Source organism: Cyclobacterium sp. 10D3-21, from assembly GCF_055809755.1.
Genome location: NZ_CM147924.1, coordinates 730,730 through 746,409 on the forward strand (window position 1 = coordinate 730,730; position 15,680 = coordinate 746,409).

A 15,680-nucleotide genomic window follows, 5' to 3' on the forward strand; every position below is an offset into this window, starting at 1 on the left:
TGTGGTATTATTGGTGGATCAATGCTACACAATAAGCAGAAACGCCTTCTTCACGGCCTACAAATCCTAACCGCTCGGTGGTTGTAGCCTTTAAAGACAATTTATTTTCATCGACTTGCATCACTTCGGCGAGGCAGGTTTTCATGGCAGGGATATGCGGATTGATTTTAGGTTGCTGCAGGCAAATGGTGACGTCCAGGTTTCCTATTTGATAACCGTTTTCTTTTATAAGATCCATTACTTGCTTTAGCAATATTTTACTGTCAATTCCTTTAAATTGAGGGTCTTGATCAGAAAAATGGTAGCCAATATCCCTTAAGTTGGCAGCTCCCAGAAGTGCATCACAAATTACATGTATCAGAACATCAGCATCAGAATGACCTACAGCTCCTTTGCTATGTGGGATTATTATTCCACCTAACCAAAATTCTTCACCTTCTTTCAATTGGTGAACATCATATCCGAATCCTATACGAAACGCGCTCATAATTAATGTGTTAATGTTTTATCAATTAAATGGATCATTTTTTAGGTGAGCATTTATAATAAATTACGGAAGCAAGATCCTGGTTGAGATAGGTGCTTGTGGCCTGTTGAATTTCTTCTACTGAAATAGCCATTTTTCGCTCGAATTCCTTTTTCATCAGTTGAGTATCTCCCAGATAAGCGTAGTATGCAAGTTTCATTGCTCTTCCTAGCAAGGAGACTGATTCGTAGGTTTGCATTGCTTGAGCTTGGTTTTTTATTTTCTGAAGGTTTTGCTGTGCAATTGGGACTGCTTTAAAGGTTTCCAAGGTGCTATCCAACTCAGCTTCAGCTTCCTCAGCTGTGATTCCTTTTTCCATTTTCCCTGTGATGACCAATAGACCAGGGTCGATATTTCCCAGTACATAAGATTGGCAATTGGCAAATAGAGAGGAATTTTTAATCAGTTTTTGTTCCAGGTAGGCTGATCTTCCAAAACCCAAAACGTCTGAGATCAGGTCGCAAGTCAGGTAATTGTTTTCAAGCCTTCCTGGTATCTTGTATACCTTGTACAATGCTTCAGTAGGTATATTAGAGAATACTTGCTTGCGCCTTATTGTTTCCTGGATTGGCTCTGCAACAATAGATTTGGTTTTATGTTTTCCTTTGGGAATATCATCGAACCAATGATGTACCCTGGCTTTCACTTCCTCGAAGTTTACCTTGCCTGCAATACAGAGGACGGCATTATCCGGCGCATAATTTTGCTCATAGAAAGCCAATAATTCATCCCTGTCAAATTTCTCAATGTCTTCAATTTTTTCACCGATGGTTGGCCAACGGTAAGGATGCTTGGTAAAAGCCAATTGCCTGACATGATGCATAGCATCTCCATAAGGTTGATTCAGGTAACGTTGTTTGAATTCCTCGATTACGACCTGTTTCTGGGTATTGATTGGTTTTTCCTTAAGGTTGAGGAATTGCATTCGGTCGGCTTCCAGCCAAAGTGCGGTGTCCAGATTGATGGCCGGCAGCGTGATGTAAAAGTTGGTGATGTCGGTATTGGTGAAAGCATTGCATTCACCCCCCACCCGCTCTATAGCGCTGTCAAATTCGGGGATATGTTTAGTGCCCGAAAACATAAGGTGTTCAAAGTAATGGGCCAGCCCTGTTTTACCGGCCACCTCATTTCTTGAGCCTACCTTGTACAATAGATTGACAACAGCCATTTCTGAAGAATGGTCCTCGTGGACCATTACTTGAAGGCCATTGTCCAGTATAAAAGATTTGTGTTTAATCATAGAATTGAGGCAAAAGTAATAAAATTTCTACCTATCCTGCCTTCTTTCATTCAAATAGATTCTCCCTTATAACCGGATTTTTCCAATGCAGCCATTATTTCTGCTTCAGCGGCTTCTCCTTCTACAGTCAGTATTCTGTCGGGAGATTTTAAGTCTACCTCCCAATGGTTTGCATTTAAAGCATTCATTGCCGGAGTGATGGCCGTTACACATGCGCCACATTTTACATTTGTTTTAAGCTTGATTTGTTGTGCCATTTTTGAGTTGGTTAGTTTTTTGTTTCATTCTACATGATGGCAAGCCTATGTTTTTATTTGGAGCCATCATTTTATATAAGCCTCGAAAGGCTAAAGAATCCTTTTCACTTTAAATCTGCCTAGGTGTATTTTAGTCTAAGACTATTCCCTACCACTGACAAGGAACTCAGTGCCATCGCTGAGCCAGCGATCATAGGGTTCAACAAAAAGCCTGATATGGGATACAATATGCCAGCTGCGATGGGGATACCAATGATGTTGTAAATGAATGCCCAAAATAAGTTTTGCCTGATGGTGGCAACCGTGTTTTTACTCAACTTCAATAATTCCGGAATGGCCATAAGATCTGAATGCATCAAAGTGACTTGGGCCGTTTCCATGGCAATGTCTGTCCCAGCTCCCATGGCGATCCCCAAGTCCGCTAAAACAAGGGCTTCGCTATCATTGATCCCATCACCGGTCATGGCTACCTTATGCCCTTTCTGCTGCAAATCTTTTATGTGTTCTCCTTTGTCTTGTGGTAACATCCCACTTTGGAAATGAGTGATGCCTACTTTTCCCGCAATAGCGGCAGCAGTCTTTTCTTGATCACCTGTCAGCATGTGCACCGAAATGCCCATTTTTTGTAATTTCGTTATGGCCGTTTTTGAAGTTTCTCTGATTTTATCAGCAATGCCAATAATACCTACCAGCTGTTTTTCTTCCGCCAGGTAAACCACAATGTCCCCATAGTCAAGCATTTTGTCTGCAGCTTGAGACAAGTCTTCATCGATGGCGATATTCATTGATCGGAGCCATTTTAAATTCCCGATATAGTATTGTTTGCCATCGTACTTGCCCATAACTCCTTTCCCCGTAAGGGTGTCGAATTCCAATAGGTCAATTGGTAATTTCTCGTGCGCAAAATGCTCTGTTATTGCTGCAGCCAATGGGTGCTCACTTTTTTCTTCCAAGGCACAGAAAACAGGCGTCATGGGTTTAAAATCTAAGCCAGCTTTCCAAAGCGCTTTTTTAACACCCGGTTTTCCTTCGGTGATTGTACCGGTTTTATCCATAATCAGGGTATCAATTTTTTTTCCTGTTTCAAGGCTTTCAGCATCTTTAATTAGGATTCCCTTCGAAGCAGCTTTGCCGATTCCTACCATAATCGCCGTTGGAGTGGCAAGGCCTAGGGCGCAAGGGCATGCGATAACCAATACTGTAATAGCAGAGAGCATTCCTCTCAAACCGGCATCATCTGTTCCGCTAAAAGACCATACAATAAAAGTAACCAGAGCAATGGCCAAAACTGAGGGCACAAATATTCCGGTCACTTTATCTACCGTTTTTTGTATGGGAGCTTTAGATCCCTGAGCTTGTTTCACTCGGGCGATTATACTAGAAAGCAAAGTTTCTGAGTTCCTTTTATTTGATTTAAATTGAAAGCTTCCTGCTTGATTGATGGTGCCTGCATATACGGTGTCTCCCTTGCTTTTCTCTATGGCTATGGGTTCTCCGGTAAGCATGCTCTCGTCCACAAATGACTGTCCTTGGGTGAGCGTGCCATCCAATGGTATTTTCTGGCCTGGTTTTACGAGAATGGTCTCGCCAGTTTGAACATCGGCGACGGCCATTTGGAAAGATTCACCGTTACGAATCACCGTTAGGTCTGTGGGCTGAAGGCCAATTAGGTTTTTTAAGGCTTCTGAAGTGCCTGCTTTAGCCCTGGATTCCATAAGCCTGCCCAATAGAATAAAGAAAATAATAACTGCTGCAGCTTCAAAATAGACATGTGGGGTTATCCCTCTTGATGCCAGCCAATGGGGAAAAAAGGTGTTAAAGGTGCTGTAAACATAAGCAACGCCTGTACTTAGGGCTACCAGGGTGTCCATATTGGCATTCCCTACCTTGGTTTGTTTGTAGGCATTAATGAAAAAAGCCCTTCCAAATATTGCTAGAATGGGTGTAGTCAGCGCCCACATGATTACATTGGCATAAGGAATATCCATCCAAATCATGCCAATTAAAAATACAGGCAAAGCTAAAATACCCGCATATAAAGTGTTCTTTTTCAATTGAGCCAACTCAGCTGCTTTTACAGCATCCAGGTCTTCCTGGTTATTTATATCTATTAATAAATCGTATCCAATCGATTGAATGTTCTTTTTGGCTTCAGTAAGATCCATTCCTTCTTTTTCAAGGGAAATTATAGCTGACTGGGTTGCATAGTTGACACTTGCTGATTTGATGCCTTTGGTTTCTTTAAGCATGGACTCTACACTTACGGCACATGCCGCGCAACTCATTCCGGAAATCGGTACTTCGATAGATTTGCTCATGATCGTATGCTTGTTTATTCTTCAAAATTACGAACTGGATGGGAGATTGTTGTTACAGAATTATTGAAAAAATGTATAACATGTTTCCTGATTTGTAGGTAGAATTGTTGAACTTTACCTGCTGTTTAGCCGTTTTAATGCATTCAATAGCTGCCTTAACAACAATGAAATTTCACCTTTTATGTTAAAATCCACTTTAGACCCAGCCTGTACTGGCCTGTTTTCATCACTTTTTTTAGACTATATTCAAAACAAGCAATCAGTAAAGCAGTTCTATAAGGAGTTTCCAGATTTGGGGAATTTTAAACAGTCCATTGCAAACAAAGCGTTTGACCAAGAGAAAAGAAATACGCTCGTAAATGTTTTACAGCAACAATATGAAGGGTTTGAGGGTGCCGAAGTCATGGCAAACATTCAAAAACTTAAACAATCCAACACTTTTACGGTAACCACCGGCCACCAGCTTAATCTAATGACTGGCCCTTCTTATTTTATTTATAAGATCGTTTCTACCATTGCGCTGGCAGAAAAGCTTCAAAAAGAAAATCCCGGGTACCAGTTCATTCCAGTTTACTGGATGGCAAGTGAAGACCATGATTTTGAAGAGATCAATCATTTTTATTTTGATGGTAAGAATTATCAATGGGATACCGATCAAACTGGGGCAGTTGGTGAATTCGTATTGGATAAATCCTTGAAAAAGTTACTCGGGGAAATGCCTTTTTTACCTGACTTTTTCAAAGCAGCCTATACTGAAAGCAAGTTTTTAAAAGAAGCCGTAAGGAAATATGTTCATCATTTGTTTGCCGCCAAAGGCCTGGTAATACTAGATGCGAACGAAAAAGCATTGAAGGAAATGTTTATCCCTGTAATCAAGGACGATCTCTTTTCATCAACTGCCAATGACCTTGTGAAGGAATGTAATTGTGCTTTGGAAGAAGCTGGTTATACGACTCAAATCTTTCCGAGAGAGATTAATTTCTTTTATATGGAAAGCGGTAGAAGGGAAAGGTTGATTTGTGAAGACGGTATGTTTAAAACCCATGATGGTAAAAATGAATGGACTGAAAAGGAAATGGCAAGGCATATTGAAGAAAAACCTGAAAATTTTAGTCCCAATGTTGTCATGCGCCCCCTTTATCAAGAAGTGATCTTGCCGAATCTGGCCTACCTAGGTGGTCCTGCTGAGGTTGCCTATTGGTTTCAATTGAAAAGTGTATTCAAACATTATTCAGTAGAATATCCCTTCCTACTGCCAAGGAATTTTGCAATGGTCTTACCTGTTTCTGTTCAGCGGAAAATGAAAAAACTAGGATTGAAAGAGAAGGAGCTTTTTCTTCCCATTGATGATTTACGAATAACTTATGTAAAGGAACATGCCGGTCAAGACCTGGAGTTGAAAGACGAAAAAAATGAATTGGCCGCCATTTTTGAAGCATTGGAGGAAAAATCTTCGTCAATGGATGCTACTTTAGGCTATGCGGTAAGAGCGGCACACAAGCGAAACGAGAAAGTTTTAGATCAGGTAGCGACTAAATTTCGGAAGGCTGAGGAAAAGAAAAACGCAATAGCCATCCGACAATTATACGAGATTAAGGACACGCTTTTTCCTAAAGGAACATTACAAGAGAGAAAAATCAATTTTCTAGAATTCTATTTAGGTAACCCGGATTTTATCCAAGAGCTTTTTGATACCTTTGATCCGTTGGACTTTAATTTTATACTATTAAAGGAGGATGGTAACGAAAGAAATACTAAGAAAACAACTCAGAAATGAGCGCAAAGAATTAAGCGCTGAAAAAAGAGAGAGGTACTCAGAAAGTATCACCGCCAATTGCCTTGAATTCTTGAAACAATTCCCAAAGGTGAAGCACATTCATGTTTTTTTACCCATAAAAAGATTGCTTGAGATAAATACGGTACCATTATTGCGAAGACTTTTTCAATTAGATTATCAGGTTTACAGTTCGGTTACAGTTCACGGTTCGCGAAAAATGGCTACTGTCAGGTTGACTGCTGAAACAGTTTATGAGAATGACAAAATGGGAATACCTGTACCCGTTCCAGCAGAATTTGTAGCCGAAGCCAATTTGATTGATTTGGTATTCGTTCCATTATTAGGGATAGATACCTTGGGCAACCGATTAGGCTACGGTCTGGGTTTTTACGATGAATATTTCAAGGAACTTGGGTCTGATGTGTTGAAAATTGGCTTGTCATTCAAGGCACCATTGGAGAAAGTAATTCCTCATGAATTTCACGATGTCCCATTGGATGGATGTATATATCCGGAGGGAATGGTCGTTTTTGATAAAAATAATTAAACAACAATAACAATGATGAAAAAAGCAATGTTTGCCGCAATGGCAATGATTCTGATTATTTCGATTTCGAATGAAAGTAAAGCCCAAGCCTATAATACTGCAGTTGGTTTGCGTGTTGGTTCAAGCAGTGGATTAAGTGTTAGACATTTTATTAAGGAGGATGTAGCGCTTGAAGGTATAGTGCATACCAGATGGAGAGGATTGTTGATTACCGGACTTTATGAGATCCATAAAGACATTGAGGATGTCAGTGGGCTTGGATGGTTTTACGGTGGTGGTGCACATATAGGAAGTTGGAATAGTGGTGCAGGAAACCCTTACTGGGCGAAAAGTGATTACAAAGGGTCTACTATTATAGGGATTGATGGAATTGTAGGTCTGGATTATGTTTTAGAGGAGCTACCGATTAATTTTTCATTGGACTTTAAACCAGCCATTAACCTGGTCAATGGAGGAGGATTCTGGGGTGATGATTTTGCACTTTCCGTTCGTTACATATTTTGATGATTTTAGGCAGGCCGTGATGTATTTTCACGGTCTGTTTTTTTTGTATTGAATTTTTATTTATTTCAATTTAGGAAATAAAGCTGCCCCTTTACAGAATTACCTCGCAGCAGACTATAGATTTTAAATAGGGTTACCATTAATCCAGATATATTTTTTTCTTTGATTTCGGTAATTAAATTATGCACTTGATTTTTCCATTGGTAGAAGTCACCTCCTTGAGGAAATAGCATTTGCCCTAGTGTTGCCCATCCCAGGAGTCCTCCTATGTTTCGGTTACCAATAAAAAGGTCTACTCATTCAACTTTTATTAAGATTAAGAGGTCTTGGCTAATCCGTTTCAAAGCATGTAAAGTACGTGTTCTGGATAAAATCAATTTTATTATTTTACCAATCGGCGCAAATGCGAGGTTATAAATCAAAATATTGCATACTTAATTATTAATACTATAAAATTTGGTTTTCGAATAATAAAAAGAATTTTGTATCAGTTAACCACTCTCTTTTATTGAGGAATACTTTTTCGCCTTCTGTATGTTTTCTACATTTATGCCTGAAAACCAACTATTAATAAATATTCAACCCTCTAAAAGCATGGTTTAGCCGACCATATTCCCGAGTTGATCGAATAATCCCCATCGGACACTTGAAAAAGAGGATATTTGTATCATATTATTTCAGTGATGCATATCACGCTACTTTTTGGATTACAGTAAACAGCTTAACAATGAAAAACAGTAAAAGAATTGGATTTAAAATCCTTACATTAATTATCCCTATTCTGGTATTTTTCTCCTCTTGTGTAGAGGAACAATTGGAAGACAATACAAAGTTGATTACCAATGATGTAGAAAGCATTGATGATTTGGTTGTATCAGAATTTTTTGATTGGAAAACAACCAATGAAATTACCGTGAACATCGAAGGAATGGCAATGGATGTGGGTATTAATCAAAAGTTATCATTATTGACCGGTGAAGGGACTGAGATTTTTGCTGGCTCACACAAAATGCATGAAGATTTTGTAATGACCTTTGACCTACCTTCAAATATTGATGTGATTACAATGAAATACGGAGCAACTGAGAAAACCTCTGAAGTGCTAAACAATTCAGTATCCTTCCTTTTTGAGTCAGAAAGAGAAGTTGATGAACTGGATATAGTATTTACAGAAATAAGCTTCGAATAAAATCACGAAAATTTTTAAACTATTAAGGCAATGAGAAAATTATTATTTTGTTATTTATTTGGATTGATTAGTTATCAGTCATTTGCAGACAATGAAGTCAACAATGATGGCGAATTGGGAAGCTTGAAAGATTACACTTCCACATGTTGGGATTTTTATGATATTACTTTGACTGATGACTCAGATTATGTTTCTGATGGGGAGTATAGTTTTATAGCTGAAGGAAGCAGTAGGGGAAATCGTTCTGATATTAAATCTCCATGGATAAAATTTGAAAATGGTAAAATTGAAATGGATTTGACGCCTTATTCCGATGTGGATGAAGCAAAGGTTTATGCTTTCTTTATACCTTTTGACGAGGACAATGAGAAAAATGGAGAAAGCTCAGATTATGAGTACCTAGGTTACCATGAAGTAAACTATGGGAGTAAAAACAAGGATAAAACTAAAAAAGCCGACTTTAAAATCTCCAAGGACATGGAAGGGGCAATAGGAAAAGTTCAATTTGTTTTTGTGGTTGAAGGAAAGGATGCCTTAATGGCAATAGACAATATTGAAATTCCTGGAGAATATTACTCAGATCCATCTTCCAATTGCTTTCCACAAGGAGAGAAAAAAGATACAGATGGAGATGGCGTAGTAGATAACGAAGACGATTACCCAGACGATAAATACAAGGCTTACAATAACTACCTTACTCCTGAAGGACCTGGAACATTGATGTTTGAAGACCTATGGCCAGCCAAAGGAGATTATGATTTTAATGACCTGGTTTTAGATTACAAGGTCAACAGGATTACAGATGCCGACGGGGATATCGTAGAAGTTATATTGGACATAACACCAAGAGCTGCGGGTGCTGGTTATTCCAATGGTTTTGGAATAGAATTAACAGGGATTACCCCTAGCCAGGTAGTCAAAATGGAGGGTACAAAAATCAGTTCTAACAGCATACATGAATTTAGGAGCAATGGCCTTGAAGACGGCAACGAGTATGCTACTATTATTGTATTTGATAAGGTAGAGAATGTGCTTACCCATCCAGGCGGAGGAGCAGTAGGAATCAATACCGATCCTAATTTCCCAGTTCAGGCTGGCGAGGAGATGCGTGTCATATTGTACCTAAAAGACCAAATAGTTACCACCAGGAGTAGAGGGACGTCAATTAAGCTTGATGAGCTAACGTTGGAAAACTTCAATCCTTTCTTAATAGTAAATCAACAACGTGGAGTAGAGGTTCACCTTCCCGGGAAAATGCCAACGGCACATGCTGACAAATCTCTTTTCGGAACCAAAGATGACAATTCTAATGGCGACGAGAACGCATACTATAAAGGAAAAGACAATGCACTTCCTTGGGCACTAAATGTAACCGAAAGCATTCCTTACATGATGAACAAAGAAAACATCACAACAGGGTACAAAATGTTTTATCAGTGGGCCGCTACTGGAGGGGAAGCCTATCCAGATTGGTACCAGGATAACAAAGGTTATCGTTCGGATAAAGTATTGTTGAATGCGAGATAAGTAGTATAATTTTTTTATCTTATCATTGGTTGTTTATTACATCGAAAACCAGGTGACTTTTTTAAGAGTTGCCTGGTTTTTAGTAGTTTAAAATCATCCGAAAATGATTAAAATTTTAAAAATGGATTTTTTAAGATTAAGGATTACTCAATTTTTGTGGATTCTTATTGCCATGATTTTCCCAAATTTGGTTGAACAAAACTAGTAATATGCTTTTTGAAATTTTGCTTAAATTTCCGAATGTTTTGAAATGCATAAAACAAGCTCTTATAAACAGTAATATCCATGTTAAATATTTCCCACTATAAAATTTGGTTTTCGAATAATAAAAAGAATTTTGTATCACTGAACCACTCTCTTTTATTGGGGAATACTTTTTCGCCTTCTGTATGTTTTCTACATTTATGCCTGAAAACCAACTATTAATAAATATTCAACCCTCTTAAAGCATGGTTTAGCCGACCATATTCCCGAGTTGATCGAATAATTCCCTTAGGACACTTGAAAAAGAGGATATTTGTATCATATTATTTCAGTGATGCATATCACGCTACTTTTTGGATTACAGTAAACAGCTTAACAATGAAAAACAGTAAAATAATTGGATTTAAAATCCTTACATTAATTATCCCTATTCTGGTATTTTTCTCCTCCTGTGTAGAAGAACAATTGGAAGACAATACAAAGTTGATTACCGATGATGTAGAAAGCATTGATGATTTGGTTGTATCAGAATTTTTTGATTGGAAAACAACCAATGAAATTACCGTGAACATCGAAGGAATGGCAATGGATGTGGGTATTAATCAAAAGTTATCATTATTGACCGGTGAAGGGACTGAGATTTTTGCTGGCTCACACAAAATGCATGAAGATTTTGTAATGACCTTTGACCTACCTTCAAATATTGATGTGATTACAATGAAATACGGAGCAACTGAGAAAACCTCTGAAGTGCTAAACAATTCAGTATCCTTCCTTTTTGAGTCAGAAAGAGAAGTTGATGAACTGGATATAGTATTTACAGAAATAAGCTTCGAATAAAATCACGAAAATTTTTAAACTATTAAGGCAATGAGAAAATTATTATTTTGTTATTTATTTGGATTGATTAGTTATCAGTCATTTGCAGACAATGAAGTCAACAATGATGGCGAATTGGGAAGCTTGAAAGATTACACTTCCACATGTTGGGATTTTTATGATATTACTTTGACTGATGACTCAGATTATGTTTCTGATGGGGAGTATAGTTTTATAGCTGAAGGAAGCAGTAGGGGAAATCGTTCTGATATTAAATCTCCATGGATAAAATTTGAAAAGGGTAAAATTGAAATGGATTTGACGCCTTATTCCGATGTGGATGAAGCAAAGGTTTATGCTTTCTTTATACCTTTTGACGAGGACAATGAGAAAAACGGAGAAAACTCAGATTATGAATACCTAGGTTACCATGAAGTAAACTATGGGAGTAAAAACAAGGATAAAACTAAAAAAGCCGACTTTAAAATCTCCAAGGACATGGAAGGGGCAATAGGAAAAGTTCAATTTGTTTTTGTGGTTGAAGGAAAGGATGCCTTAATGGCAATAGACAATATTGAAATTCCTGGAGAATATTACTCAGATCCATCTTCCAATTGCTTTCCACAAGGAGAGAAAAAAGATACAGATGGAGATGGCGTAGTAGATAACGAAGACGATTATCCAGACGATAAATACAAGGCTTACAATAACTACCTTACTCCTGAAGGACCTGGAACATTGATGTTTGAAGACCTATGGCCAGCCAAAGGAGATTATGATTTTAATGACCTGGTTTTAGATTACAAGATCAACAGGATTACAGATGCCGACGGGGATATCGTAGAAGTTATATTGGACATAACACCAAGAGCTGCGGGTGCTGGTTATTCCAATGGTTTTGGAATAGAATTAACAGGGATTACCCCTAGCCAGGTAGTCAAAATGGAGGGTACAATAATCAGTTCTAACAGCATACATGAATTTAGGAGCAATGGCCTTGAAGACGGCAACGAGTATGCTACTATTATTGTATTTGATAAGGTAGAGAATGTGCTTACCCATCCAGGCGGAGGAGCAGTAGGAATCAATACCGATCCTAATTTCCCAGTTCAGGCTGGCGAGGAGATGCGTGTCATATTGTACCTAAAAGACCAAATAGTTACCACCAGGAGTAGAGGGACGTCAATTAAGCTTGATGAGCTAACGTTGGAAAACTTCAATCCTTTCTTAATAGTAAATCAACAACGTGGAGTAGAGGTTCACCTTCCCGGGAAAATGCCAACGGCACATGCTGACAAATCTCTTTTCGGAACCAAAGATGACAATTCTAATGGCGACGAGAACGCATACTATAAAGGAAAAGACAATGCACTTCCTTGGGCACTAAATGTAACCGAAAGCATTCCTTACATGATGAACAAAGAAAACATCACAACAGGGTACAAAATGTTTTATCAGTGGGCCGCTACTGGAGGGGAAGCCTATCCAGATTGGTACCAGGATAACAAAGGTTATCGTTCGGATAAAGTATTGTTGAATGCGAGATAAAAATTATTACCATTAAATGGTAAATAAAATGGATTAAATTTTTTTTGGTTTTAATGATTGGTTATTGTTTTAGATACCAGGTGGCTCTTTTTGAGTTACCTGGTTTTTACGGTTAAAATCATTAGTAAAAAAAACTATATAATTTAGTATGTAAGTGCCTTTGAGGCTCTTGTCAGTTATAAATAAAAGCCCTATTTTTGGGGACTATTTTATTCTTTAGTTTTTGTATAGCGGTGTTGCGACTAGTTTTTAAGTTTAATTTTATATGAAAAGATTAATTTTATTGGTACAGCTTGGGCTTGATTTTTTTTTAAGGAGGCCCATAAAGTTTATTCCATTTGTTTTACTATTCGGGTTTGCCATTTTTGGACAGGTTTCAGCTCAAACTGTTACGGTTACAGGCACAGAAAATAATATACCCATTGAGGAAGTGAGGTATGTTATTGAAGGGAATGAATTGATTCAAACCTCTCCGGATGGCAATGAAAATCCTAGTCCAGCTGATGTTCCAGTAGTGATTAGCGCTATTAAGATTGGTTCGGATAAAGTGATTTATGCCACCACAAGAAATCCAACTGTTGAAAATCCGAATCCAGCCATTGGATCAATGGACCTCAGACCTGAGGCCATTCAAATTGTTCATTCTAACAATACAATTACCAACCACCTGGATCCTGGGTTCCTGAATAACTTGGAAACAGTGGTTTCAACACCTGATATTAGGTCCTACTGGGATATCAATGGACAGCCGTCTATACCTAGAGGTGAGCGATTCGTAGATTTGGAATATAAAGATCAGGTAGTTACTTCAGGGTATTTGCTTTATACCGAAAGAAACGGAAATTCTGCGACAGATTTTATTGCTTTGGATAAGAACGGCGATCCCATAGAGAGTGCAAATGTGATTGAGGTAAGGGGCTATCAATGGAATACTGGTATTAACCATGTATCCAATGTGCCTACACAAACCCAATTTATGGTTCTTTTTTCCCCAGGATTATTTGAATCGGATGAACCTATTTTTGGAATTAGAATAATTGCGGTAAATGAACCCGATGGAAAGCTGGTTTTCTTTGTAAATGCTATTTCTGCAACCCCAGATTTGGCAGAAAGGGTAAATAGCGAATTAGGAGCTGAAAGTGTGCTCAATGTTTACGATAATGATGAGCTGAATGGTTTTCCTTTGAATCCAATTGATGTGACCTTGGAATCCATTACGCCATTTCCAAGCGGAGACATAATATTAAACCTTGATGGATCTGTGGATGTTGCGCCAAATACCCCTCCAGGCATATACAAAATGGTATACGAAATCTCTACAGGTGGAGGCGATTCGGACCAAGCGGAGGTAACCATAGAAGTCATAGAATACATTCCAATTGCCTTTGATGAGAGCATAGAACTTGACGATAGTTTTGGTAAGGATAGTGTGCTAAATGTGTTGGACAATGACCTGTTGAATGGATTACCAGCGCTGGTTGAGAATGTTAATCTAACCACCATTAGTGATAACTCAGGAGGCAAGGTTGTATTGACTGCGGATGGTTCTGTTGATATTCTGGAGGGAATTCCCGCAGGTAATTTTGAACTGGTGTATCAAATTTGTGACAAAGAGGACCCAGGGAAATGCGATCAAGCCTCAGTAACAATCACTGTGGAATCAACGATTTTGGATGCAGTGAATGATAGCTTTGGGCCAATCAACTCGAACAGAGCTGGTGAAATAGGGAATGTTTTAGACAATGACCTTATAAACAGCGAACCTGTTACGACAGACCGGGTGGATGCAGTATTGACAGATAATGATGGACTTACAGGGGTTACCCTCTCTGAAGACGGTGTGCTTACATTGCCTACTGGTTTGCCAGAAGGTGAATATGTCTTGTTGTACGATCTCGTCGAGACCATAAACCCCGCCAATAAAGACCAGGGAGAAATAAGGTTTAGTTTACAAGATGTAAAACTAGAAGCAAAGGATGACGACGTAGTTACCAATCAAAATGTAGCCATTGAAATTCCAATTTTGGACAATGATTTCACTAATGTAGGCGCAATACTCGAAGAGACCTTATTGATTACAGCAAATCCTGTAAATGGGACAGTTGCTATTGGAGATGGTGGTTTAGTTACCTATACTCCTGATACAAATTTTTCAGGAGGTGATTCATTTACCTATGAAATTTGTGAAAATACGGATAGGTTGTTCTGTGATCAGGCCAAGGTGAGTGTTCTCGTAAGGCCAATTCTTCTGGCATTGAGTAAAACTTCAAATGTGTCTGAAATTCCGATAGGAGGAATAGTGACCTATACCATTACATTGACCAATAACTCGGAATTTGACCTTACAGATATATTGGTTTCAGATCCGCTTCCTTCAGGTTTATTAAACATGGGAACAACACCAGCCCAAAGTACAGAAGGGAGTTGGGTGATTGCAACGCTTGATGCCGGACAATCAACAAGCCTTCAACTTGAAGCAATGGGTGCTGAGCGCGGAGAGAAAATCAATACTGCTAATATTAGTGTAGGCGAATTTACAGATCAGGTGACCGCATCACCGGTCGAGGTAGTAGCCAAGCCTGTTGATATTAGTGTATCTAAGACCTCTTTTGGCAAAGCCATTTATGAAGGGAACGAATTTGAATATGAAATCCGAATAACTAACAATGGAGGAAATTCAGCTGAGAATGTTCAAGTGAGTGACCAATTGCCAACCAATGTGGTATTTCTTGGCTTTACAGGTACAGACCCAGGGGCAACGCTTTCAGGTAACACTTTAAGCTGGACCATTCCAAATATTGCGGCGGATCAGGAAATCGTTTATGTCATCAAGGTACAGGCTAACGGTTTAGGTACGGTGACCAATACGGTGAACGTGGAAGTGCCAGATGATCAAGCCAACAACTCAGCCAACCAAGATGATAGTGATACCAATCAAATCATAAGGTTTTTTGTGCCAAACGTTATTACCCCGGGAACTCAGGATGGTAAGAACGATACTTTTGAAATAAAAGGCATTGAAAATTTCGCAAAAAGCTCCTTGACTATTCTCAATCGGAATGGTGACCATGTTTTCGAATCAGAGGATTACAGAAACGATTGGGCCGCACAAGGACTAAATTCTGGAGCTTACTTTTATGTCCTGGTGATCACGGACAATAGTGGTGATGAACAGACCTACAAGGGTTGGGTTCAGGTCATAAAATAGTGATTTTGTGTATAGT

At 38.7% G+C, this 15,680-nt stretch carries 12 protein-coding genes; 8 read left to right on the forward strand and 4 right to left on the reverse strand.

Features of this window, described 5'->3' with window-relative positions:
• Positions 1-7: 7 nt before the first annotated feature.
• The 4 genes from ispF to AC0L7T_RS03190 all read right to left on the reverse strand — a co-directional run bounded on the left by ispF (position 8) and on the right by AC0L7T_RS03190 (position 4,341).
• Positions 8-487 carry a 2-C-methyl-D-erythritol 2,4-cyclodiphosphate synthase gene (ispF, locus tag AC0L7T_RS03175; protein WP_473341020.1) on the reverse strand — a complete coding sequence of 160 codons (480 nt, stop codon included), beginning with the start codon at positions 485-487 and terminating at the stop codon, positions 8-10.
• Between the two features lie 34 nt (positions 488-521).
• A complete protein-coding gene (locus AC0L7T_RS03180) occupies positions 522-1,766 on the reverse strand; it encodes a M16 family metallopeptidase (RefSeq protein WP_473341021.1) in 1,245 nt (414 codons plus the stop codon).
• A 50-nt stretch (positions 1,767-1,816) separates the two neighbouring features.
• Entirely contained in the window at positions 1,817-2,023 is a 207-nt protein-coding gene (locus AC0L7T_RS03185; protein ID WP_473341022.1) for a heavy metal transport/detoxification protein, read from the reverse strand.
• 119 nt (positions 2,024-2,142) lie between these two features.
• The gene (locus AC0L7T_RS03190; RefSeq protein ID WP_473341023.1) at positions 2,143-4,341 is read right to left on the reverse strand and encodes a heavy metal translocating P-type ATPase; all 2,199 of its coding nucleotides are present in this window, start codon (positions 4,339-4,341) and stop codon (positions 2,143-2,145) included.
• Between the two features lie 181 nt (positions 4,342-4,522).
• Between AC0L7T_RS03190 and bshC the strand changes: the two genes are divergently transcribed.
• The 8 genes from bshC (at position 4,523) to AC0L7T_RS03230 (ending at position 15,664) form a co-directional block, all read left to right on the forward strand.
• A complete protein-coding gene (gene bshC, locus AC0L7T_RS03195) occupies positions 4,523-6,118 on the forward strand; it encodes a bacillithiol biosynthesis cysteine-adding enzyme BshC (protein ID WP_473341024.1) in 1,596 nt (531 codons plus the stop codon).
• Positions 6,078-6,665: a 5-formyltetrahydrofolate cyclo-ligase gene (locus tag AC0L7T_RS03200; RefSeq protein ID WP_473341025.1), complete on the forward strand. Its 588-nt coding sequence runs from the start codon at positions 6,078-6,080 to the stop codon at positions 6,663-6,665. The genes bshC and AC0L7T_RS03200 overlap by 41 nt, the downstream gene beginning before the upstream one ends.
• A gap of 12 nt (positions 6,666-6,677) precedes the next feature.
• Positions 6,678-7,169: a hypothetical protein gene (locus AC0L7T_RS03205; RefSeq protein ID WP_473341026.1), complete on the forward strand. Its 492-nt coding sequence runs from the start codon at positions 6,678-6,680 to the stop codon at positions 7,167-7,169.
• Positions 7,170-7,896: 727 nt separating this feature from the next.
• Positions 7,897-8,358, forward strand: coding sequence for a hypothetical protein (locus AC0L7T_RS03210; protein ID WP_473341027.1), 462 nt, complete (start codon positions 7,897-7,899; stop codon positions 8,356-8,358).
• Positions 8,359-8,388: 30 nt separating this feature from the next.
• Entirely contained in the window at positions 8,389-9,885 is a 1,497-nt protein-coding gene (locus tag AC0L7T_RS03215; protein ID WP_473341028.1) for an LruC domain-containing protein, read from the forward strand.
• A gap of 582 nt (positions 9,886-10,467) precedes the next feature.
• Entirely contained in the window at positions 10,468-10,929 is a 462-nt protein-coding gene (locus AC0L7T_RS03220) for a hypothetical protein (RefSeq protein ID WP_473341029.1), read from the forward strand.
• A 30-nt stretch (positions 10,930-10,959) separates the two neighbouring features.
• Positions 10,960-12,456, forward strand: a complete 1,497-nt coding sequence (locus AC0L7T_RS03225) for an LruC domain-containing protein (protein WP_473341030.1) — start codon at positions 10,960-10,962, stop codon at positions 12,454-12,456.
• A gap of 265 nt (positions 12,457-12,721) precedes the next feature.
• Positions 12,722-15,664: a T9SS type B sorting domain-containing protein gene (locus AC0L7T_RS03230; RefSeq protein ID WP_473341031.1), complete on the forward strand. Its 2,943-nt coding sequence runs from the start codon at positions 12,722-12,724 to the stop codon at positions 15,662-15,664.
• Positions 15,665-15,680 lie beyond the last annotated feature (16 nt).